Genomic DNA, 22787 nt, shown 5'->3' on the forward strand with positions numbered 1-22787 from the left:
TCGAGGATTTTTGTCGCGCGCGATTTGCCGGCGCGCAACGCTATTGGGAGAGCGATGTGGAACTGGATTTGGTCGCGCCCGATCCGGAAGACCAGGCGCAGTTGCTGGTGGCAGAAGTCAAATGCCGGCGTCTCTCGGACGCAGAACGGCGAAATGTTCTACGCCAGCTTGAAGGCAAGTGGAACCGCTGCACGTTGCGCCAGAGACATCCGAAGGCTCGCCTGGCCGTAATCGATGCGAGCATCTTGAGGCCATGAATTCCCGTAGCCCTTCGCCGCAAACGCCCGCGCGGGCCTGTCCCACCTGCGCAGCCCCGCTTCCCGCCGATGCGCCGGAGGGCAATTGCCCGGCGTGCCTGATGCGGTTGGCCGCCGGTGATGATTCCGCGGGAACCGTCGTCGCGTCCGGCGCGAAACGCCCGAACGCTCCACGCTCGACACTCCGGATGCCTCGCGCTCGGTCGGCGACTACGAATTCATTGAGGAAATCGCCCGCGGCGGCATGGGCGTCATCCTGCGGGTGCGGGATCGCGAGCTTTCGCGCACGCTGGCGATGAAGGTGATGACTTCTCTCACTCCAGCCCTCTCCCATCCGATGGGAGAGGGTGCCCGCAAGGCGGGTGAGGGGAAGCCCACGTTGGATCCCGCTTCACAACTTGGGCTCGCCCGGTTCCTCGAAGAGGCTCAAGTCACGGCGCAACTCGATCATCCCGGCATCGTGCCGGTGCACGAGGTTGGATTCGACCCACAAGGCCAGCCCTACTACACGATGAAACTTGTGAAGGGGCGCGACTTGAACGAGATCTTCAAGCTGGCCCGCGCGGGTGAAGGCTGGAGCAGCGGCGGTAAAGTCAGCGGTCGAAACGCCGGTGCCTTCTCCCTCTCCTCCCCCGCGGGAGGAGAGGGAGGGGGAGAGGAGGATCGTGCTGGCTCTGAGGTCCCCTCTCCCCGGCTCTCTCCCCACTCGTCCCTCGCAGGGAGAGGGAGTCGAACGCACTGCGGTGCTGAGTTGAAGCGTGGTGAGGGATGGAATCTCCCGCGCGCGGTGGGAGTTTTGGTTAAGGCGTGCCAGGCGCTGGCCTACGCCCACAGCAAAGGCGTGATCCATCGCGACCTCAAGCCGGCCAACATCATGGTGGGCCGCTTCGGCGAGGTCTATGTGATGGACTGGGGCCTGGCGAAAATCACGGGCAAGAAGGACCTGCACGACATCCGCCCGAAGGACACGCCATTCACCTCGGCGTCGCTGCACTCGCCGCGATTGGAGGCCGCGGAGAGCACGCCGGATTCGCCGTTGATCACGATGGACGGTTCGGTGGTGGGCACGCCAGCGTACATGGCGCCGGAACAGGCGCGCGGAGAAGTCGAGGAAGTGGACCAGGCGTCGGACATTTATTCGCTGGGCGGGATTCTTTACAACCTCCTCACAGGCCAGGCGCCGTATGTGGAGCCAGGCGCGCGCATTTCTCCGCGTACCATTCTCGGCATGGTGATTCAAGGACCGCCCAAGCGCGTGCATCAATTGAATCCTGCGGCGCCGCCAGAATTGATTTCGATTTGCGAGAAAGCAATGGCGCGCGAGAAGAGGGAGCGCTATTCGTCGAGCGCTGATCTCGCTGAAGATTTGCAAGCATCCATTGATCGACGCGTGGTCAAAGCTTATCGGACCGGCGCTATGGCCGAGTTCAAGTCGTGGGTGAAACGCAACAAGGCACTGACCATCGCGGTGACCGCTTCGGTTCTGTTTCTGTATGCCGGATCTGTCGGCTTCGTCATTCAACAACGGCGGACCAATCTAGAACAACGTCAAACCAATGCTCGACTGCGGCTCCAAGCCTACTCCGCTGACATGAGGGTCGCGCATGTCGCGTTGAACGAAGGTAATCGCGGCGCAGCCATCGAATTGGTGAACAAATATACGAACGTGGCAGGCGCTGCTGACCTGCGAGGATTTGAGTGGCGTTATCTCTGGAAACTTTGCCAAGGCCAGGAGCAATTTACGCTCGCAGGCCACAGCAATCGAGTCATGGCGGTTGCCTTTAGCCCGGATGGTCAGACGCTTTTCTCAGGAGGCTACGACGACACCGTCAGGGCGTGGAATCTTGCCTCTCGAACTTCCGCGCCGATTCGAGTGAATGTCGGTAACATTCGTCGCCTGGCAGTTTCGCCAACTGGCGACGCCTTAATTGTCGGCGGCGGAGAAGGAGTCGCCGTGCGCACAGGGCCATCGTTTGCCCATGAAAAGCGTCTTCCCGGCGCGATGGGTTCGCTCGTTCTTTCGCCCGATGGCCAGACCCTTGTCACTTATGGAACAAACGCCTTCCTAGTCTGGGAGACCACGTCATGGCGACTTGTGCGGACTCTTCCCCATTCAAAAGGAGATCGCTCGGTGGCGTTCGAATGGAAGCGACCGCCTTTTCTCCAGACGCATCGATTCTGGCCGTTAGTGTAATCGAAGGAGAGAGGACGGTTATCGAGCTTTGGAAGACCTCGTCTGTCAAAACAACGGGCGAAGCGGAGCAGCCGCTAACCGTCTTGCGGGCTGCCAATGTGCCGGGTCACTTCCTTTCTCTCGCCTTCTCGACAAGCGGAGCAATTTTGGCCACAGCTCACGGTGTGACAGCCAATCATAGTTCCATCCAACTGTGGGGAACCAAGACAGGTGCACTGCTCGCCAATGTACCTCACCAATACATCGTTACCCGCTTGGCCTTCTTGCCCGACGCCAAGACTCTTGTAACATGTTCCTGGGGCCACAATCTGGACGTTTGGGACGTAACTGCGGCGGCCAATCTCGTTCACATCGGCTCAATCCCCGCTCATGGCAACGAAATCTGGGCGCTGGCCATCACGCCTGATGGCAAGACCCTGGCCACCGGATGCAAGGACGGGACAATCAAGCTTTGGAGTTCTGAAATATTTGCAGGACGCCCCGGCTTGGCGAATCAACTGAAAGACCCTAGCGCAAGAAGCTTTGGTCTGACAGAACAGGAACGTGTGCTTGTGGCCTCGACGGGGAAGTTCTTGAGTTTCTGAGACGCGCAGACTTGGACGAAGCTGGACTCGCAAGCGTTGCCTGCCGAAATGCAAACGAATGCACTCTCGCCCAATGGCCGTCGCTTGGCATCAGCACTCAGGAACGGCGCTGTCCAACTTTGGACCGTTTCTCGCGGACAGAAATCACCGATCCTCGAAAGGGACCTGCGTCCGCCGGCTTCAAGCGCGGCCCAACCGCTGCTCACTTGGGCAGCGAGCGGAGATTACCTGGCTGCTCGTCTGGATAATGTTTACGTCTGGAATGGAACGACGGGCGAGCTTGTGGGAACGCTTTCATTTCCAAGCCAGCCTGATCCCATTGCATTATCTCCGGACGGGCGGCTTCTCGCGGTCGGTTTGGTGCCCGAGGGTTCGCGCGCGTTCGGACAAATGAGTTCCGGCACGCGCCCGTTCAACTCGCGGATCGAACTCTGGGACGTAGCCTCCGGCACAAGAATCTCTGGTTGGGATGCTCACAAAGAATGGATTAGTGATCTGGCATTCTCGCCTGACGGCCAAGTCCTCGCGAGCGCGAACGTCGATAACACAGCCAAGCTCTGGCACGTTCCCACCGGCACGCTAAAGGCAAACTTGCTCGGCCACACCCTAGGGGTTTTTGGCGTGGCCTTTTCGTCCGACAGTCGCACATTGGCCACAGCAGGCCGCGATGCGTTGAAACTTTGGAATGTCGAAACGAGCCTGGAGCTCATGACCTTGGAACGGCCCGGCGGAGATCGAGTCTTATTTTCCGAGAAGGATCTGGCTCTGGTCTTCCAAGGCGACGTGGGTTTTACGATTCGACGCGCCCCTTCGTTCGCAGAGATCGAGGCGGCAGAAGCGGCGCGAGCGAAGGACCGGTGAGGCTCGCAGGAAGTTGCGCGAAACTCGGCGCTTGGTGGCGGTCATCAGGCGGGGCGCTTGAAACGAGCACGTCTAGGGGTCAGTCCCGGGACTGTCCCGGGACTGACCCCTTCACGACCCCTTCACGAGTTTCATGGAGCTTGTTTGGCCGCGGGCTCGAGGCTACACTCCCCGCAATGAAGATTCTCAATGTTTCCGAGGCCCAAGGGCATCTGCCACGAATCATCGCGGAGGTGAACGAAGGCGAACTGGTCGTTCTGAAAGATGGCGATCAGGAGGTGACGCTGTATCCGGTCGGCCCGCTCGATCTGGAACAGGACACTCCCGAACTTGAGGCCGAGTTGCTGAAAGCGGCCGATGGCCCCTTCACGCCTTACTCATTCTAGGAAATGCGCGCGATCGGCGAGCGGATCATCCGCGAAAAACGCGGCCCATGAGTTTGGCCGTCCAAAAGGCCGATTCTTTCAAAGTGGACTAGAAAAGCTTGAACCGCATCGTCGCGGTCAAGCTGCTCCTCTTTGGCGAATTGTCGAGTGATGCGTTCAATCCAACGCTTCCGCGTCGAAGCCCAAGCGGCCGCCAGCCTCAAACATCCGAATATCGTCTCGATTTACGAAATTGGCTGCGCCGCCGGCCAGCATTACTTCTCGATGGAATATGTGGACGGGCAGAACCTGGCGCAGTTGGTCCGGGACAAACCGCTCGCTCCCAAGAAAGCCGCGGCGTACGTGAAGACCATTGCCGAAGCGATTCAGTCGGCGCATGAGCGAGGGATTTTGCACCGAGATTTGAAGCCGTCGAACGTGTTGATCGATACGGAGGACCGGGTGCGCATTACCGACTTCGGCCTGGCGAAGCGGTTGGTAGTCCCGCCTTCAGGCGGCCCGGCGCCAGAACCGGCTGAAGCCGGGACTACGAGCGAGTTGACCCTCACAGGCCAGGTGCTGGGCACACCGAACTATTTGTCGCCCGAGCAAGCCTTGGCGCGCAAGGAAGTCAGCGCGGCGACCGATGTGTATGCCCTGGGCGGGATTCTCTATTACTTGCTCACGGCGCGTCCACCGTTTCAAGCGGCGACGCTGGCGGAGACGTTGCAGCAGATCGTGAACGCGGAGCCGTTGCCCCAGTCGCCGCGTTTACGAGCGACGAGCGGATTCTCGCGACCGCGGGAGCGGACGACACGATCAAGCTTTGGCAGCGCTTCGCGCGAAAGCTGTTGTGTTCGCTCTCGGGCCACAAATCGCCCTCTCGGCGATGACGTTTTCGCCCGATGGAACATTATTGGCTTCGGCGGCCGTAGAGCCTGTTTTAAAATTGGGCGGGCGCGTGTGGCACGTGCCATCCGCGCGTCTTCTCCGTGAGTTCAAGGGCCATATCACCTGGGTCCACGGCCTCGCGTTCACTCCGGATGGGCGCACGTTGGCGACAGGTTCCACGGACGGAACGATTCTTCTATGGAACGTCACCACCGGCCAAGAGCTCCTCGGTCTGGCACGGCCTGGGCTGATGGTGGGATCACTCAGGTTTTCACCCGACGGCGAAAGGCTGGCCGCGGGAGTGCTGCGTCGCTTTGGCGCGACTGGTTCCATCGAACTCTGGCGTGCGCCGTCGTTGGCCGAGATGGCGGCGCGGGAGCAAATCCGGCAGGCCGAGCAAAGCCGATGAACATCGGAATTTCCGCCGGAGAGACTTTTCGGTTAGTCTCCTTCGCGTGGAGCGAATCGTCTATAAAGCCCGAAGCTTCAACGGTGCTGGCGGATTTGGCGTTTGACAGCCGGGAAGTAAGACGAAATCTTACGCGGCATGACGACCTCTGTTTCCAGCAAGGGGCAAATCGTTTTGCCCGCCAAAATCCGTCGGCTAGACCGCATCGAAGCCGGACAGCAGTTTGAGATTGAACGCCTGGATTGCGGGGATTACCGGCTGGTGCGCCGCGCGCCTCGCCCGAACGAGGGACTCGTGGACTGGCTTCTCACCTGCCCAGAGAAGGGCTTCTTCGTGGCGGTCGCATCGGAATCCACCGATACGTTGTGACCTACTTGGTGGACGCGAACGTGCTCAGTGAAGCCACCAAACCGGCGCCGGACGCGAAGGCGCTGGATTGGCTGCGCCGCCACGAGCGCGAAATCGCCATCGATCCGATCATTCTCGGGGAGATTCAATTCGGCATTCTGCTCCTGCCGGCTGGCAAACGGCGGCAGCGGCTCGCCCGGTGGTTCACGGAAGGGGTCGGTCGCATCGTCTGCTTGCCTTGGGAAGCGTCCACCGGTCTGCGCTGGGCAAAACTGCTCGCCGCCCTTCGTGCCTCCGGCCAGTCGATGCCGATCAAGGACAGCATGATCGCGGCAACCGCGCTGACCCATGGCTTGACTATCGCCACGCGCAACGATCGCGATTTTGCCAAGGCGCGCGTGGCGGTCGTGAATCCTTTCGCGTAAGAGAGACTTCAGAGATGCGGAACCGATCCCGCTCTTCCTCTCAAAGAATGCCATGCAGACTCCACGCACGTGCGTAAGTTGCGGAGCGGCGTTGCCCGCTGACGCGGTGGAAGGCAATTGCCCAGCCTGCCTGATGCGGCTAGCCGTCGCGGATGACGCGCCCGAGACTGTGCCCACATCCACGCTCGAATCCTCTGACGCTCCACGTTTCGGCTCCGACAGCTTCAGCCTTCAGCCAGTCCCCGTTCGTCCCACGCGCTTTGGGCGACTACGAGTTGATCGAAGAGATCGCACGCGGCGGAATGGGAATTGTCTATAAGGCGCGGCAGAAAAACTTGAACCGCATCGTCGCGGTCAAGCTGCTCCTCTTTGGCGAATTGTCCAGTGATGCGTTCATCCAACGCTTCCGCGTCGAAGCCCAAGCGGCCGCCAGCCTCAAACATCCGAATATCGTTCCGATCTTCGAAATCGGTTGTGCCGCCGGCCAGCATTACTTCTCGATGGAATATGTGGACGGGCAGAACCTGGCGCAGTTGGTCCGGGACAAACCGCTCGCTCCCAAGAAAGCCGCGGCGTACGTGAAGACCATCGCCGAAGCGATTCACTCGGCGCATGAGCGAGGGATTTTGCACCGAGATTTGAAGCCGTCGAACGTGTTGATCGATACGGAGAACCGGGTGCGCATTACCGACTTCGGCCTGGCGAAGCGGTTTGGAGTCCCGCCTTCAGGCGGCCCGGCGCCAGAACCGGCTGAAGCCGGGACTCCAAGCGAGTTGACCCTCACAGGCCAAGTGCTGGGGACGCCGAATTACTTGTCGCCTGAACAAGCGATGGCGCGAAAGGATTTGAGCGCCGCCACGGACGTTTATGCACTCGGCGGAATTCTTTACTACCTGTTGACTGCACGTCCGCCGTTCCAAGCCGAGACGTTGACCGAAACATTACAGCAGGTGGTGAACGCCGAACCGGTCTCGCCGCGACTCTTGAACGCGAGCGTGCCGGTGGATTTGGAGACGATTTGTCTGAAGTGCTTGGAGAAGGAATCGGACCGCCGTTACGGTTCCGCCGAAGAACTAGCCACCGAGTTGGACCGGTTCCTGAGAAACGAACCGATACAAGCGCGACCGATTGCTCGCACGGAAATGGTCTGGCGCTGGTGTCGGCGGAATCCAGTGATGGCGAGCCTCAGTGCCGCCACGGTTTTGCTCCTGCTCATCGTGGCGATTGGCTCGACCGTGGCTGCGATTCGAATTTCCGCGGCGAATCAGCGTTCGCGCGCCAACGAACGCATCGCCCGCGAGCGCCTGTACGCTGCGGACATGAACTCCATCCAGCAAGCCCTGTTGAACAACAATTTTGGCCGAGCGCGCGACTTGCTCGACCGGCATCGCCCCGGTCCAGGCGAGGAGGATTTCCGCGGCTGGGAATGGCGGTATTTCTGGAAAGCGGCACAGGGTGACGAGGCGGTGACGCTGTCCGGCCACTCCGACACAATAACCGATCTGGCCTTCTCGCCGGATGGCGCGATCCTGGCGTCGTGCAGTCAGGATCGAACCGTCAAGTTATGGGATTGGCGTGGCCGCCGTCTGCTGACGACCATCAGGGGGAATTCCGAAAGTTGCTGGTCCGTTGTTTTCACCCACGATGGCCAAAGCGTTTTAATGCGCTCAGGAGATGGCGAAATCATGGTGTGGGATGTGTCGAGCGGAACGCTGCGCCATCGTTTCGGGGGAGGCCTGGCGCCTACACCTCGGACGATGGCCGCTTCTCCCACTGAAATGTTGGTGGCAATCGACAATTGGGATCAACGACGAGGCGCCTTTGTCGTGCAACTTTGGGACGGTGCCACCAATTCGGTTGTCGAGACGCTCCCTGGCGAAGGGCGATGGGTAGAATTCTCGGGCGATGGAAGGTTAGTCGCCGCGGTGGGCGCTGGAAACGTAATGACAGTCTGGAACGCACGCACCCGCCAGTTGGTCCGGCAGTTTCAAGCTTTCGAACCACCGGCCAGCGTCTATCGCTTCGCGCTCGCCCACGACGGTTCAAAGATCCTCGCGGGCTACTACGATGGACGGACTGCTGTCTGGGATACCTCCACGGGGCACTGCTTGCACTTTGGCAGCAACCATATCGATCGGGCTCGGGCCCTGGCATTTTCGCCCGATGGAATGTTCTACGCCTCCGGCGGCCCCGATCAAACCGTGCGCCTTTGGGAAACCAAGAGTGGCCGCGAGCTGGATGTTTTCCGTGGACATGGCAATGAAGTCTGGGCCGCCGCCTTTTCGCGCGATAGCAAGACCTTGGCCACCGCCGGCCGTGATACGACCATCAAACTCTGGAATGTAGCAACTGCCCGATCGTCCGATGGGATTACGTCCGGAGGCTCGACGCGGGATTCGCCCGCGGCCATTTCGCCGGATGGAAAGTTTATGGCTGGACGGAGCATTCCTCCGAACGGGGCCCAGCCGGCGCGTGTGACTGCTGGCACGGAAGGACGATACTTGTCGGGGAATGATGCTCGAATGACAATCTGGGACATTCAAAGCGGCCGCTCTGAAAGGCAATTCAATGATTCTCCGCGTGTTCTCACCTGGAGCGCTCGCGACAACAGGATCGCGACTCTGTCGTCGAATTTGACGTGGAAGCTGTGGGAACCCTCACGATCTGAACCGGCGAGAGTCGTCAACATCGACGAACCGAGCGCCCAGATGCAAGGTCAATTTGGGCTGTTGTCATCGTCGGGCCGATTCGTCGCGATCCGTCTAGGCACAGACGCGAAACAGGTCGCGGTTTGGGACATGGGTCGCGGCGCCCGCCTTGGTTCGCTCGTCACGCGGGCTCGCGTTCAGGGAACCTATTTTTCCCTGGATGAGAACCTTCTGGCTTTTTCGGCCACCGACCAAACTCTAACGCTGGTGGAATTGCCGAGCCTTCGAGAGGTCGGCGTGTTGCGGGGACACCGTGGCGCCTATGTCGTGCCTGCGTTTTCTCTGGATGGAAAACTGCTCGCCACAGGCGCGTCGGATAACCTGATCAAGTTGTGGGACCGAACCGCGTTGCGCGAGATTGCGACTTTGGTCGGACACAAAGCAGGCATTTATCGCCTGGAATTTTCACCGGACGGGCGGACGCTTGTTTCGGCCAGCGGCGACCATACGGCGCGGCTTTGGCATGTCGCTTCCCGACAGGAAATGGCGACGTTCCAGCATGATAACGGCGTATTCTTCGCCACATTTTCACCGGATGGACGGACCTTGGTGACTCAAGCATTCGGGAAGCTCGAACTGCGGTTGTGGCACGCGCCTTCTTTTGAGGAAATCGCGGCGTTGGAACAATTCCGCCAGGCAGAGCATTGAAAGCCAATCACTAGAGCCAGAATGAGAAACGCTGGCCTGCCGGTCAAAGTCGGGCTTCATCGGCTGTAACCCTCTTCCTCTCGCCCGCTGTAACCTTTCCCGCCTTTTGGGTCTGTAAGCGGGCATCACAACATCCACCACTGCAACCACCCTTTTTCTAACCTCTCTCATCGCCGTCCTGGCTTTCCGCGCCTGGCACTTGCCCGAGCCGAGTTATCACGACAAAAAACTCAGCGCCTGGCTGGCAGACCTGGACACACTCGACCCCGCAAAGCACGAAACCGCCGGACAGGCCATCCGCGCCATCGGCACGAATGCTTTGCCCATTCTCATCCGGCTTCTTCACGCGAGAGATTCCGCCCTCAAACGCGCGCTGATCAATCTTGGCGAGCAATATCCATTCATCCCGCTCCAACTGACGCCAGCCGAGGACCGCTACGGAAGCGCGCTTCAAGCCTGCCGCGTCCTTGGACCGCTGGCGGTGCCGGCCATCGCGCGAATCATGCCATTCCTGGACGGCAACCGTTCCGTCGAGGCGGTCAAAGTCCTGGTCGCGATCGGTCCGGAGACCATTCCTCCACTGCAATCCGCATTCACGAGCCAGAGCGAGGCCGTGCGAGTGTCAGCCATCGCCGCGTTGGGCACTCTCGCCCGGCAATCGGAGGAGATCGTGCCCTTGTTAATCCCGCGGCTGGGCGAGAAGAGTGATCAGATTCGCATCACAGCGGCGTGGGCTTTGGGACGCTTCGGAGTAGAGGCGCGAACGGCCCTGCCGACGCTCTCCGCTCTGACTAATGATTCGTCTTACAGTGTGCGTGAACAGGCGGTTCGCGCGATCCAGCGAATCGGATTTGAACCGGCTCAACGATGAAAGTCCACCGGCTTGCCCGTCGTCCCATTCCACATCCAGCGCGAGGAGAAGAAGGAGGCCGTCCGAGGCGTGTGAATCCCCACGCTTAAGCTCGAGTGCGGCTGGTGCGAATAACGAAAATTGTTGTACCGAGCCGCGTAGGAAGGCGGACACGCCGGCGAATAATACGAACTCCGATAGGGCCACGCGTGGCTGTAAGTGTAAATCGGGTAGGCATACGAATAGACCGGATAACTGTAGGTGTAGCTCGGATAAACGGGCGGCGTGACATAGTAATTGAACGTGGCCGGCGCTTGCGGTTGCGAGGCGGGCTGGGCCGCGGCGGCAGCTTGATTAGCCTGCTGCTGGGTCAACCGCTCCTGGGATTCCTTCTGTGCCTGCTGCGCCTTCACCTCGCCGCTCCGTTTGATAAGGGTCGTGATCACCTGGGATGAAACGCCCTTTTCATGGAGAAACAGAATTTCGTCCGGGCGAAGCGGCGGAACGATGGCGGTCTGGATGAACGCTTCGATAACCGACGAATCGAGTCCCGCTTCCACCATTTTCACGATCTCGGCCACCACGGGCGATTTCGGATTCGTCACAGCTTGGATGCGCCTGGCCAGGTCCGTGGCCGGGGCGTTGGGAGCCGCTTTGGCGGCAGCGGAGCTTTTCGGTTCATCAGCCGTGACGGCCTGGGGTGACGGAGCGTCCCCGGCTGGCGCGGTTTCCGCGGCGGCAATGCCGGTGATCGAGGCGAGACAGACCGCGGCGAGCGAAAGGAGACAAGTTTTCATGGGATACCTCTCTTCGATGGTTCCGAATCGTTTCATCGGGGGCACGAATTAGTGCGCTAACTCTAGTCTGATCGCTCGCTCCGCGCAAGCGCGGGCAAAGCGGGTACCAGAGTGCATTATGGACTGCTCCCATGACCTCGAACGGTTCCCGGTAGGGCGAGTCCGTCTCGGCGAGCCGCTCGACGTGCGTGGAACACGTCCGACTCGGCTCGCTGGGGACAGGCTCGCCCTACCGAACTCAAATTGAGAATCGCTGCACTACCGCTGAAAACGCTTGCGGGGACCTTCCAAGAAGTTCTTAATAGGCCCAGGAAATCTGGGGAAAGGAACGCAGTGGTCCAAGTTCGGCAAAGCAGCCTATTCCATCCATCAAGGAACTTCATGAACCAATCCATCTTTCAACGCGCGGCGATGATCGCCGTGGCCGCGACGCTCTCGTTCTCGTCAACCGGCTGCCGCCATTACCATCGGCACATGCCCAGTCCGGTCGAGCGAGCCGCGGCTGAGAAAGCCGGGCTTGACCCGTGGAAGTTCAATTGGAAAGAACTCACGAACCGAACACCTGAAAGCTTCACGGTGACCGATCGGCACGCGGTCATCTTCGCCGCGCAAGTCAGGGACCTGTTGCGCAAAAAGGCCACCGTCTCGCGCATTGCGCGGGAAACGTCTGCGACGGCGCAGGTCCTGGCGGCGGCGGCGGCGGCGACTCTCGGGGCCGTCAGCGGAGGCAGTTCAAGAGCCGTGGTGATTCTGGCCGGGTCCGCCGCCGTCATCCCGAATCTCCAGGAAATCTTTACGGCGAAGGAGCGCGCCGAAGCCTACAACCAGGGGGCCAACCTCGTCGCGGAAGCCGAGTCTCGCTTCCAAACCGCGCGCGCCGGAGAAGTCGATGCCACGCGGCTTTCGCTCGCCGGAGCCAAGTTGATCGAGGTAGTGGTCGCGGCCTTGCGGTTGGTCGAGACGGCAATCATTTCGCAAATTCCCGACATCGCAGACGTTCAGAAAGCGCGCGGCATCCGCCCGCAGACCTTGGCGGTGAGCACGGACGCCATCGAGATCCAGACCGGCGCGACCGGGCAGATCGGCGTGCTGGGTGAGGGCACGGTCAAAATGATGGCGTCGGCGAACACGGAGGTCGCGGTGGCTTCTCGCGTGGCAAATGACACCAGCCTGGTGGCGATCACGGCCAAGGACGCGGGTTTGGCTCGCGTGACGCTTTCCTCGGCTTCGGGCTTGCGGGCGGACGTGCTCGTGGACGTTCCCCTGCAGATCACGCCGGCGCCCAATCATCCCGCCCGGCTCCAAATCTACCAAATGACGAAAAGCGCGACGTTGGCGTTGAGCGTCTCGAACTCAAGCCGCAGCCCGGTGACGTTCGTCAATTTGACGCCGGATTTTCTGCAAACCGAGGTCAAGCCCAACGCTGCTTTGGTCGAAGTGAAATCTCTACTACCGCGGCCGGCTCGAGAAATGCCCGCTCAGCCACCTGGTCATGCTGGCACCCGCCAATCATGGTTCCGCCCTCGCGCAACTGGGCAAGGGCCGCTTGTCCCGCATCAAACATCTTCTCCAGGGCGTCGAACCCGGCGAGCGCGTCTTGGATTGGCTGGAGTTGGGCAGCGACCCGCAATGGGAACTGAACGAAGCGCGGCTCGATTACGATTGCGTGAGCGGCGGGGTTTTCCCGTTCGTGCTCACGGGACAAAAAATAGATCGCGCGCTTTACGACGCGCTCAACTCTTACACGGACGAAATCGGCTCGGACGGCGTCGTCCGCGTGGCCGCCGCGAACCTGAACTACAGTTTCCTCCACCTTGTTCAGGACCAGAAAAATGGGCTCACCGTGAAGAAAACCTACCGCAGCAAGCCGACGGCCTTCGGCGTTTTGCCAGCCCTGGCGCATTCGGGAGACGACCTCGGCATCATTCGCAGCGTGTCTGAGAACGGAGAACGCCCGCGCCGCATCGCCAATCGACTGGGCGTGCCGCTCGAACATCCCACGGCGCGCTGGGTGCTGCGGTGCCTTCAGGTCACCAACCGCGCGGAATACGCCGCCGCCCGGGACGAACTCGCGGCGTTGACGGCGCAAACGCAAGAGGACGAAAGAATCGACCGGCAGCAAACGCTCTTCGGCACGCGCGAATACCGCAACAGCCGCTGCATCCAGGTCGTGTTTCGGCTGATCGACGACCGCGGCCAAACCCTGCCCGACTACGATCTTTACCTCACCGCGGGACCTGAATATAGCGAGCAGGATTTGCCGCCCGGTTTTTTCGTGGACCGCCAGCGCAACCGCCGCAATCCCGGCAAACTGACTTACTATCTGGATCACGACACGATGTTCGCAGGGCTTCAGCAACCGGGTCTCAACGGCCATCTGGGGTTCTGCATCCTGGCTCGGCCGACTTCAGGCCTGGCCTTTTATCGGGAGCTGGACTTCCGCTCGACCCTCACGGAACTGCGGCGGGTGCTTGTTCCCAATGAGACGATGATGGTGGAAATTGAGCTCAAGCGCGTCGTCGATGCCAATGTCTTCCGTATGAGCAATGATCTCCGGCCGACCAAGATTGAGGGCAAGCCCTCGGGCAAAACAGTGGCTTAGTGGTCACGGATGGCGCTGATCATTCTGTTCCTTCGCGAAGAGATTTTTGCCGCTAAACATTTGCCGTTTGCAGACTGAATGGTTGCCAAAAAAGCCATGCCTCAAAAGCGCAAAGCGCGGGAAGAATCGCTACCCCAGGTTTACGTGTCGTGCAGCCCGCGCGATTCGAAAGAAGCCGAGTCCATCGTCTATCGGCTCGAGCGCGAGGGAATCCAAACTTGGTTTGATCGGCGCGACATCGTGGCCGGCGAACGTGTGCGCGATCGGCGACTCGAAGTGCGGGCAGCCAGTAAGATTTGGCTTGTGTTCATCGGGGCGGGTGGGAGCGAGAGAATCCAGGCGCAAGATTATGCGGAAGCTCAGGCGCGGCTGCAGCGGGCGCCGAGCGGCTCCTTTCGGTTGGTCCCGCTGCTTTTGCGCGGCGTGGCCTGGGAAGACGCGCCGACTTTTCTGCGGCCCTTCTCTGGATTCCAGATTCACGAGCTCGAACGCGAATCGGAATGGCGCCGTCTGGTCGAGGGTTTGAAGAAAGCCTTGTCCGGCGTTGCGGACCGGACACCGCGAGTTCAAAGCCGTGCAGCAGGACCTGGAGGCATTCGTGCGCGAAAACGGAAGGCCCGAGATCAAGGCCCGCCCGGTTCCGCGTCCGGCTCAAAAGCTGAAGTGACCCATGTCTTTCCCCGCCGAAGCTCTGCAACGCCTGGCTGGCCTGGTCCTGGAGGGCGACGTGGTCTTCTTCATTGGCGCGGGATTCTCGTTGGACAGCGAAAAGACCTCCGGCTGGCGGCTGGTCACGCGGTTGTTGATTCGATTGCTTTCCCTGTGCCAGCCGCTGGGTGAGGCGGGCGCCCGGATTCGCGAGGATTTGCAGAGTACATTCGACCTTGCGATGCCCAATCCGCCGCCGCCTAACCCACCGCGTTTTCCCTACACCGACGCCCACATCAAGAAATTGGCCGAGCGCTACTACGAAACCAACGATTGGTTTTGCAGCGCGTTTGGCGAGTTGCTGAAACTTGCCGTTCGAGAAACCGGCGAGAAAGACTCGAGATGGTTCGAGGCGGTTTGCGCCGAGGAAAAACGAATTCGTGATTGCACCGGGCGGCGATCGAACAGGAGCGCTGGACGACGTGCCGCTCGATAATGAACTTCTGCCTTATCTGCTGGAATGGGTCCGCGATATTTTGGATGCCGGGCCAGAAGCCGACCGGAGTCTCATTCGCGCCGCGGGCAAAGCGCTGTTCCTCGACACGATGGGTTTTCGGAACCCGCTCATCATGGGTGGCGATCCCTGCGCGGGCACGCTGGAGGAGGTGGCCGCCGCTTACCGGAACAAATTGCTGCCTCGGCACCACATCATTGCTCGGCTGGCGCGGGGGGGCTTTGCACGACGACCGTGACACCCAATTTCGACCTCCTCCTGGAAGGGGCTTATCGGCTGGCCGGATTCCGAGATCGCACGCTGGGGCCGGAGAATCCGCTGCCGCCCACGATGTTCTCCGATTACGTTCGGATCACTTCGCCGGCTGAGTTCTTCTCCGAGGGCAAAGCTCATCGCACGGCGGTGCTCATCAAGATGCACGGTTGCGCTCGCACTTACCGGGATGTGAAACCGAACGGCTCCAACGAACGCGAGTGGAGAGAGGCGTTGCGCGATTATTTGCGTTCCATGGTTTTTACCTACCGCGAAATCCAGAATTGGCGCGAGGATTCCTGGGCGGCGGATTTCCTGCGCACCCTGCTGCGGACGCGCACGGTCGTTTTCGCCGGGTACAGCCTCCAGGACCCGGTGGTGCACGACACGTTCCGGACGGTTTACGAAGAAATGGCGCGCATCCGGAGGTTTGCGTGGTACTACCCTGCGATGCAGGACGCCGGGTGGACGTGCTGGAGCGTGGTGGTCGAACTGGCCTTGCGCCGGATGGTCGCCGCTCTGTGGAAGAACCGGTGTTCTCCGGCCCCGCCGGAAACCGGTCGCACGCTGGGAAGTCTTCGCGCTTCAAAGGCGGCCGAGAATTCCTCGGGCCAGATCGAAAAACTCTGGGCCGCGGCCTGTGATGTCCCAACCGTGCTTTTCCAGAGTCCTTGCCAAACCGGCACGAAGGAAGTTGCGCCGCACGCCGTGCAAATCCAACTCGGGGGCTTCGAGTCCGGCGCCGCCACGCAGAATGCACGGACACCCAGTCCGTTGCTGCATCTGGCACTTGCAGGAAAACGATGCTCCGTGGCGTCCCACGGCCTGGCGCAGACGGCGGAACCAACGCGGCCTCGAAACGGACGAAATCGCGGATGCCTCCGCCGAACCCACTTCGGTCCGGCGCATGGGCGTGTGCATTCGCCGCGCTCCGCCGGCGTATTTGCTTTGGCGTTGGGCCGCGGGGACCGAAAGCGATGAGGACATTTCAGCCGTCGTCCGTTGGCTCGGGGAGGAGATTGCATGAGCACGGCCGAAGCTCCAACAGTCCTGGACAGCCTGCGGCGCATCTTGCGCCATCATTTCGGGCTGAGTGAAGCGTGCGGCGTCGCGTCGCTCTTCCTGCCAGGCGATGTGGCCTCCAGCGATGCCAGGCCGGCCGGCGCTCCACCAAGCCCGCGCCGCTTCTTGCTGCGCACGGAAAGCGCCCCCGTGCATTTGCGCGTCGCCGAACGCCTCGATCTCGTGGCGGACGCCGTGATCTGCGACTCGCTCCTGGGCACGCTGGGTTTGATTCACCTGTTCCGCCCGCCGCAGTTGACCGGCGCGGAAGCGAAGAAGGCCGGCGTTTCAAAAAGCGGCGGTCCGGCGGGAGGCGGCGCGAAGCCCGGTTGTTCAGCTTCTCAATGAGGCCGCGTATCTGCGCCATTTGTTGCTGGAGGATTTGCGTCCGGGCCAGACGCAGCAAGGACGAACGCCCTACATCGTCGAGATCCTCTTCGTTCTCCTGGAGGAAGAATCCGAAGTGGACTCGAACTTGCGCGCCTGGTTGGGTGAGGAATTGCGAAGCCTGACGTGGGACGACGCCGTGCAATCTGCCAAAACGCTGGATCAAGGCCTCGCGGAACTGCTCTCCAAGGCCTCAGTCTTGGGCCAGACCGTGCGAGACGCCCTTCAATTCCTCGAAGCCTACGGAGCCGTGGCTGCTCAGAGCGAATCGGAGAGCGCCGGGGACTTGCCGGATTTGCTCAATGAATGGCTCGGCCTGGTGGCGTTGAACGATCTTTTTGAAAAAGAAGATGCGGTGCTCTCAACGCTGGAGACGGCTGCCGCAGCCGCACCGGGCACGACCCCGGATGCTTTCGCGTGCTTCGGCAAACCGCTCCTGGCGGGAGTCATGACCGCGACGGATGCACGAGGGCGGCAGGTTTCTCTGGAGCGTCTTCGCGGGCAGCGCGACGAAGCCCGGCGCCGCGTCGCTGGTTTCCGCACGGCGGGGGAACGCGTTCGCTCCGGGAACCAACCCTTGCCGCCGCTGGCCCGCTTCCGTCTCGAAGCGCTCGACGCGGCCGCGGAGATTGGAGTCTTCGGACCGGACTTGAAGGACGCCCAGCCCGCGCTCAGCCGGGCGGTGCGCGAGGCTTATCAGCACGGGCAAACTGTAGCCGTCCAAAAAGCCTCTCGGTTGGCGCTGAAAGTTGGCGATCCGGGATGGGGCCATGAACTGGCTGAGCGCGCGCAACGCGTGGGCACGGCGTTGTCCCGTCTCCAAGAAGCCCACGCGGGAGCAGGCGACGGCCAAGACCGCCTGGAGACGACGTTGCTGGCTCTGCGAAGTTTGCAGGGTGCGGCCGCACGCGCGACCGACGCCCGCGCCGAGGCCTACGCCCAGTTTCTCCAGCGTTTGCAGGGATCGCTCGGGGACGCGCTCAACGAATTGGTCGCCCTGCTCACGCCGGCACGGTGGGCCTACGAAGATGTGGTGAACCGCGTGGTGTCCGGCGGCGCGTCGTCGAATTGGAGTTTGACCCACGATGACCAAAGGCGAATGAGAAGGTCGCGATCATTATTGGGCGCCGTTTCATGCTCCAGCATTCCTCATTGAATCTCGATGACCCGGCGCTTCTTGATCGATTCCTCGGCGGCAATCGCCAGGAGCGTGCCGTCCACGCAATCGCGCACGCTCGTCAGGTGCGGTTTCTTTTCCAGGATGGCCTTCAGGAACGCCTCGTGGATCTCGGCGAATCCCAGGTGGCCGCCCCAGCCTTCGCCGCGTTTGGCTTCAACAGAGTGAATGACCGGCTCCTTGTTTAGCGCCTTCCGTTTCCAAACCAAGATTTCCAAACGTGACAGGCGCGTCCGAAGCAAACCGGCGTCGCCGGCCACGCCCATTTCCAGTTCTTCGCCCTGCTGGTCGGGAGCGAACATGCAAAGCTGGAGCGTTCCGCGCACGCCGTTTTCATGCTCGAAGCTGACCGTGGCGTGGTCCAGAACCTGATGTTCGCCCTCGAGGACGCGCTCCACGGCATTGCCGCCGAACGCGCAAACCCGCTTCGGACGTGATTGCGCCCACCAGTTCATCAGATCGAAGTGATGACAGTTCTTGTCCACGAGCGCGCCGCCGGACTGGCGGTCATCCTGAATCCAATCGCGGGACTTCTTCTGAAACGGCCCCCGAAATTCCCGGCACCAGACCAGCCGCGGCTGGCCGATCTCGCCTTCCTCCACGAGCGCTTTGATTTTCTGGAAGTAAGGCGAGTAGCGCAATTCGTGGCCGATCAACACGGTGCGGTCCGTGGCGCCGGCGGCCTGGACCATTTGGCGGCATTCCTCCGGCGTGATGCCGACGGGCTTTTCCAAAAAGAGATGTTTGCCCGCGCGCAGAATCTCCAGCCCCAGCGGCACGTGGGTGAAATTCGGCGTCGAAACGAAGATGGCGTCCAGGCCCGATTCAATGAGGCGCCGTTCCTCGCGAAAAGCCTTGGCGCCGGGGGCCGCCGCAAGCGCGCGCTGGAGATTCGCCTCGCTCGCCGGACAAATCGCGGCGGCCTCCGCCACATCGGCGTGATGTTCCTGGATGGCCTTCAAATGACTGAACCCCATCCCGCCGACGCCAAGGAATCCGATTCGGAGTTTCATGCGATTACGTTTTACGTTTTACGAGCCACCCCAAGCAGTGACCGGCTCCTTCGTAAAACGTAAAACGTGAAACGTAAATCCTCGAATGGGCTGAATTTCCTCAGAGAAGGTGGGGCGAGGCGCGTGCCGAGCCAATGAGGAACTGATTCCACTCTCGACTCGCGCGTGCAAACCTTAAACAATTTGCGCATGTCATTCGTCACGCACCTGGAGTGCGCCCATTGCGGGCAGCGTTACGATGCCGCGCAAGTTCACAATCTCTGCACGGCTTGCCAGCGTCCGCTTTGGGTCCGATACGATCTCGGCGCGCTCCGCAAGGGATTTCCCAAGAAGGCGCTGTTTGGACGGCCGCCCACGATCTGGCGCTATCTGGAGATGCTGCCAGTGCAAGAGCCGAAGAACATTGTTTCGCTGACCGAGACGATTACGCCCATTCTCGAAGCCAAACGCCTGGCTTCGGAGTTCCGGGTGAAACACCTTTACGTCAAAGACGAAAGCCGCCTTCCCACCGGCAGCTTCAAGGCGCGCGGCATGGCGCTGGCGATTTCCAAGGCCAAAGAGTTCGGCATCACTCGCGTCGCCGTGCCGACCGCGGGGAACGCCGGAGGCGCGCTCGCGGCCTATGCCGCGCGGGCCGGCATGGAAGCCTACGTGTTCATGCCCGACGACACACCCAGCATCAATCAGAAGGAATGTTTCCTGGCCGGAGCGAAGACGTTTCTCGTCAACGGCCTGATCACGGATTGCGGCCGCCTCGTCGGCGAAGGGAACAAAGCAAAAGGTTGGTTCGATGTTTCGACGCTCAAGGAGCCGTACCGGATCGAAGGGAAGAAGACGATGGGCCTGGAGCTGGCGGAGCAATTCGATTGGGAACTGCCGGACGTGATCCTCTATCCCACCGGCGGCGGCACCGGCTTGATTGGAATGTGGAAAGCATTCGCCGAACTGGATGCGCTCGGCTGGCTCAAATCCTCGAAGAAGCCGCGCATGGTTTCTTGCCAGAGCGACGGCTGCGCGCCTATCGCGACGGCGTTTGCCAGAGGCGAACGCTTCGCGAAAAAATTCGAGAACGCGAAAACGGTCGCCAGCGGTTTGCGAGTCCCGGCGGCCGTCGGCGACTTCATGATTCTCGATGCGGTTCGCGAAAGCGGCGGCGTCGCCATCGCCACGCCGGAGGCGGACATTCCGAAGTGGATGCGATTGGCCTCGACGATGGAAGGCCTCGCGCTTTGTCCGGAAACGGCCGTGTGCTTCGGCGCATTGGAAATCCTGCTGAAGCGCGGCGCGATCAAGCCGAACGAGCAAATCCTGATTTTCAACACCGGCGCGGCGCAAAAGTATCCGGAGGCGGTGCGCGAGGACTTGCCGCGGCTTGATATCACGAAACCCATCGACTGGGCCGCGATCTAATCCATGGACATTCTGATTACCGAGGAGCTGGCCACGTCGGCCATCGACCGGTTGCGGCGGCAGCATCGTGTCGTTTGCGACGGCACGCTCTGGAAAAATGTCGAGCAACTGAAAGCGCAGGCTGCGGACGCGCGCGCTTTGATGGTCCGAAACCAAACGCTGGTGACGGCGGATTTGCTTTCGGCTGCGCCAAAGCTCATTGCGGTGGGACGGCTCGGAGTCGGCCTGGACAACATCGACGTCGAAGCGGCTTCCAGGCTCGGCATTGTCGTCGTCGCGCCGCTGGACGCCAACGCGGTCAGCGTGGCGGAATTGACGCTGGGGTTGATCCTGGCGCTGGCCCGGAAGATTCCCTTGGCGGATCGCTCGACGAAAGCCGGCGGCTGGGATCGCAAAGGCTGCATGGGCATCGAGCTGGACGGCAAGACGCTGGCGATTTGCGGGTTTGGACGCATCGGGCGGCTGGTGGCGGCGCGCGCGCGCGCCTTCGGGCTTCGGTTGCTGGTCTTCGATCCGTTTGTTGAGGCAAACTCCGCCGCCTTCCGAGAACCGGGGGCGGTGTTGCGCCCTCGCCTGGAAGACATCCTGGCGGACGCCGATTTCGTGACCACTCATTCGCCGCTCACGAAAGAGACGCGCAACCTGTTTAACGCCCAGAGCTTCGCGGCCATGAAACACGGCGCGTTTTTCATCAATACGTCCCGCGGCGGCGTCGTGGACGAAGCGGCCTTGCTCGCGGCGCTTCAGAGCGGGCATCTGCGCGGCGCGGCCCTCGACGTCCGGGAAATCGAACCGCCGCAGACGAGAAGCGGCTTCGATACGATGGACAACGTCATTCTCTTGCCGCACATCGGCGCGGCGACGACGGAAGCGCAAACGCGGACCTTCGAGACGGTGGCGGCGGACCTCGACCGTTTGCTGCGCGGTGAAGCGGCGGTGAATTTCGTGAACTTCGCGCGGCCGAAGCGCTAAGAGCCTGTCTGAAAAATGGGTGGAACGGGCTACCAGCCCGTGTTTGGTGGCAACCTGCCGCCAAAAGGCCCGGCGGGCTGGTAGCCCGCCGCAACAGGCCGGTGGCCTGTTCCACCCAGAAGACAATTTTCAGACGGGCTCTAACCACTAAGGGTCTGTGCAAAAATAAATTCCGGTTTTGCTGGAGGCGATTTCGCTTTCTGGCGAGGCACGACGAAGGAGCATAGCCAGGGCTCTGCGACTGAGGAGAAACGAAGCCAGAAAGCGAAATCGCCCCAGCCCTCCGGGGCGGGGCGGCGCCTGGCCGGCTGCGGCGTTGCTCGTCGGTCACAGCCCCAAAACGGGGCTGCTCCCTCCTCGCACCTTGCATCCGGCCAGGCGGCGCTCCCGCCAAAACCGGAAGTTATTTTTGCACAGACCCTAAGCGCGCCCACCCTAACCTCTGCATGGTTGCGATGACCGGCGCCCCTCGATACAGTCCGCGAATGACATGGTTGGAAGTTTGCCGCGAGCGAAGCCTGCGAAACCTGCCGTTCAAGGTGGAGCTGGACCGCTGGGGACGAATTGTTATGAGCCCGCATCGCAAGGAACATGGAGCGTACCAAGGAGAGATTGCCTCGCTGCTCAAGAAACTCAGGCCCGCCGGTCGGGTGGTTTCCGAGTGCGCGATCGACACGACGGACGGAACAAAGGTCGCCGATGTCGCATGGGTATCCGTCAAGCGTTGGCGAAGCATGACCGACGCACCAAGTTGCTCGATCGCGCCCGAGATTTGTGTGGAAGTGCTTTCCGAATCGAATTCAGAAGAAGAAATCGATGAGAAACGAGAACTTTATTTCGAAGCCGGCTCGGTTGAAGTCTGGGTTTGCAATTTGAACGGCAAAATGCAGTTTTTCGCGAAGTCCGGGCGGCTGCAACGCTCCGTGCTTTGCCCTCAATTTCCCCACGTGATCAAACTGTGAGTATTCCTGGCATCCGACGATAGCATCGGTGTGTCGGAGCCACGTTTTGACCTGGCACTGTAGTGACCGAGTTCAGCAGTGCAAGGAACGGTTAGCTTTCGCCAAGATCGGACTATCTCCCCGGCGCACTTCTGATCTAGGTTGCTGCAAAATTCGACTGAGCCGCGACACAGTGAATCAGTGGCTCCGGGAGTGTGGAAGTTTCCGTCGCGAGCCGGTCGAAGCGCTCGCTTGCGAGCCATTCCTATATGACGACCGGATCTGGAATTCTCTTCCGATTTGTACTGCTCTTCGGCCTTTTACTGGTAGGAGCGTTCTTTATCAGGCAGTTCACACTCTCGGCCATTTTTGGCTTTGCTCTCATCCTGACTTTGGCTGCCGAAGCGCTGTGGCTGCTTGGCGATCGCCGAAGAATTCACCACTGAGGTCTCACTCATCTTTCAGGATTTCC

Annotated in this window: 24 protein-coding genes; 20 read left to right on the forward strand and 4 right to left on the reverse strand. The window is 61.0% G+C overall.

What is annotated here, in order from left to right:
- From FJ398_12575 to FJ398_12625, 11 genes are all read left to right on the forward strand, one after another.
- Nucleotides 1-257 (forward strand): DUF234 domain-containing protein (locus FJ398_12575; GenBank protein ID MBM3838774.1); only part of this gene is annotated, 257 nt, incomplete at its 5' end.
- A gap of 244 nt (nt 258-501) precedes the next feature.
- A complete protein-coding gene (locus FJ398_12580; GenBank protein ID MBM3838775.1) occupies nt 502-2451 on the forward strand; it encodes a hypothetical protein in 1950 nt (649 codons plus the stop codon).
- On the forward strand, nt 2343-3035 hold the full coding sequence (locus tag FJ398_12585) for a hypothetical protein (GenBank protein MBM3838776.1): 693 nt from the start codon (nt 2343-2345) through the stop codon (nt 3033-3035). Before FJ398_12580 ends, FJ398_12585 begins: the two co-directional genes overlap by 109 nt.
- A gap of 48 nt (nt 3036-3083) precedes the next feature.
- Complete coding sequence (locus FJ398_12590; protein ID MBM3838777.1) at nt 3084-3896, forward strand: hypothetical protein; 813 nt, start codon at nt 3084-3086, stop codon at nt 3894-3896.
- 176 nt (nt 3897-4072) lie between these two features.
- The gene (locus FJ398_12595; GenBank protein ID MBM3838778.1) at nt 4073-4282 is read left to right on the forward strand and encodes a hypothetical protein; all 210 of its coding nucleotides are present in this window, start codon (nt 4073-4075) and stop codon (nt 4280-4282) included.
- A 147-nt stretch (nt 4283-4429) separates the two neighbouring features.
- A complete protein-coding gene (locus FJ398_12600; GenBank protein MBM3838779.1) occupies nt 4430-5257 on the forward strand; it encodes a serine/threonine protein kinase in 828 nt (275 codons plus the stop codon).
- On the forward strand, nt 5151-5561 hold the full coding sequence (locus tag FJ398_12605) for a hypothetical protein (GenBank protein MBM3838780.1): 411 nt from the start codon (nt 5151-5153) through the stop codon (nt 5559-5561). The genes FJ398_12600 and FJ398_12605 overlap by 107 nt, the downstream gene beginning before the upstream one ends.
- A 138-nt stretch (nt 5562-5699) precedes the next feature.
- Nucleotides 5700-5930, forward strand: a complete 231-nt coding sequence (locus FJ398_12610) for an AbrB/MazE/SpoVT family DNA-binding domain-containing protein (GenBank protein ID MBM3838781.1) — start codon at nt 5700-5702, stop codon at nt 5928-5930.
- Complete coding sequence (locus FJ398_12615) at nt 5804-6334, forward strand: type II toxin-antitoxin system VapC family toxin (GenBank protein ID MBM3838782.1); 531 nt, start codon at nt 5804-5806, stop codon at nt 6332-6334. Before FJ398_12610 ends, FJ398_12615 begins: the two co-directional genes overlap by 127 nt.
- A gap of 152 nt (nt 6335-6486) precedes the next feature.
- On the forward strand, nt 6487-9690 hold the full coding sequence (locus tag FJ398_12620; protein ID MBM3838783.1) for a hypothetical protein: 3204 nt from the start codon (nt 6487-6489) through the stop codon (nt 9688-9690).
- A 199-nt stretch (nt 9691-9889) separates the two neighbouring features.
- Nucleotides 9890-10561, forward strand: a complete 672-nt coding sequence (locus FJ398_12625; protein MBM3838784.1) for a HEAT repeat domain-containing protein — start codon at nt 9890-9892, stop codon at nt 10559-10561.
- Here FJ398_12625 and FJ398_12630 read toward each other — a convergent pair.
- From FJ398_12630 to FJ398_12640, 3 genes are all read right to left on the reverse strand, one after another.
- Nucleotides 10552-11373, reverse strand: a complete 822-nt coding sequence (locus tag FJ398_12630) for a hypothetical protein (GenBank protein ID MBM3838785.1) — start codon at nt 11371-11373, stop codon at nt 10552-10554. The two genes, FJ398_12625 and FJ398_12630, sit on opposite strands and share 10 nt — an antisense overlap.
- Before the next feature lie 696 nt (nt 11374-12069).
- Nucleotides 12070-12315 (reverse strand): hypothetical protein, encoded by a 246-nt coding sequence (locus tag FJ398_12635; protein ID MBM3838786.1) that lies wholly within the window; start codon nt 12313-12315, stop codon nt 12070-12072.
- 20 nt (nt 12316-12335) lie between these two features.
- Nucleotides 12336-12611 carry a hypothetical protein gene (locus FJ398_12640; protein ID MBM3838787.1) on the reverse strand — a complete coding sequence of 92 codons (276 nt, stop codon included), beginning with the start codon at nt 12609-12611 and terminating at the stop codon, nt 12336-12338.
- A gap of 218 nt (nt 12612-12829) precedes the next feature.
- Here FJ398_12640 and FJ398_12645 point away from each other — a divergent pair, with 218 nt between their 5' ends.
- The 6 genes from FJ398_12645 to FJ398_12670 all read left to right on the forward strand — a co-directional run bounded on the left by FJ398_12645 (nt 12830) and on the right by FJ398_12670 (nt 17958).
- Nucleotides 12830-13939, forward strand: coding sequence for a phospholipase (locus tag FJ398_12645; GenBank protein MBM3838788.1), 1110 nt, complete (start codon nt 12830-12832; stop codon nt 13937-13939).
- A 78-nt stretch (nt 13940-14017) separates the two neighbouring features.
- Entirely contained in the window at nt 14018-14779 is a 762-nt protein-coding gene (locus tag FJ398_12650; protein ID MBM3838789.1) for a TIR domain-containing protein, read from the forward strand.
- 25 nt (nt 14780-14804) lie between these two features.
- On the forward strand, nt 14805-15083 hold the full coding sequence (locus FJ398_12655; GenBank protein MBM3838790.1) for a hypothetical protein: 279 nt from the start codon (nt 14805-14807) through the stop codon (nt 15081-15083).
- Nucleotides 15084-15107: 24 nt separating this feature from the next.
- Nucleotides 15108-16334 (forward strand): SIR2 family protein, encoded by a 1227-nt coding sequence (locus FJ398_12660; protein ID MBM3838791.1) that lies wholly within the window; start codon nt 15108-15110, stop codon nt 16332-16334.
- Between the two features lie 42 nt (nt 16335-16376).
- A complete protein-coding gene (locus FJ398_12665; protein MBM3838792.1) occupies nt 16377-16763 on the forward strand; it encodes a hypothetical protein in 387 nt (128 codons plus the stop codon).
- 19 nt (nt 16764-16782) lie between these two features.
- Nucleotides 16783-17958 carry a hypothetical protein gene (locus FJ398_12670; protein MBM3838793.1) on the forward strand — a complete coding sequence of 392 codons (1176 nt, stop codon included), beginning with the start codon at nt 16783-16785 and terminating at the stop codon, nt 17956-17958.
- On the opposite strand, the gene FJ398_12675 is transcribed toward FJ398_12670, so the two are convergent.
- Nucleotides 17952-18992, reverse strand: a complete 1041-nt coding sequence (locus FJ398_12675) for a Gfo/Idh/MocA family oxidoreductase (GenBank protein MBM3838794.1) — start codon at nt 18990-18992, stop codon at nt 17952-17954. The genes FJ398_12670 and FJ398_12675 overlap by 7 nt on opposite strands.
- Nucleotides 18993-19181: 189 nt before the next feature.
- Between FJ398_12675 and FJ398_12680 the strand changes: the two genes are divergently transcribed.
- From FJ398_12680 to FJ398_12690, 3 genes are all read left to right on the forward strand, one after another.
- Nucleotides 19182-20402: a threonine synthase gene (locus tag FJ398_12680; protein MBM3838795.1), complete on the forward strand. Its 1221-nt coding sequence runs from the start codon at nt 19182-19184 to the stop codon at nt 20400-20402.
- 3 nt (nt 20403-20405) lie between these two features.
- Nucleotides 20406-21374, forward strand: coding sequence for a hydroxyacid dehydrogenase (locus FJ398_12685; GenBank protein MBM3838796.1), 969 nt, complete (start codon nt 20406-20408; stop codon nt 21372-21374).
- A gap of 485 nt (nt 21375-21859) precedes the next feature.
- On the forward strand, nt 21860-22336 hold the full coding sequence (locus tag FJ398_12690) for a Uma2 family endonuclease (GenBank protein MBM3838797.1): 477 nt from the start codon (nt 21860-21862) through the stop codon (nt 22334-22336).
- Nucleotides 22337-22787: the final 451 nt, after the last annotated feature.

It is taken from the genome of Verrucomicrobiota bacterium (genome assembly GCA_016871535.1).
Lineage (GTDB): Bacteria > Verrucomicrobiota > Verrucomicrobiia > Limisphaerales > SIBE01 > VHCZ01.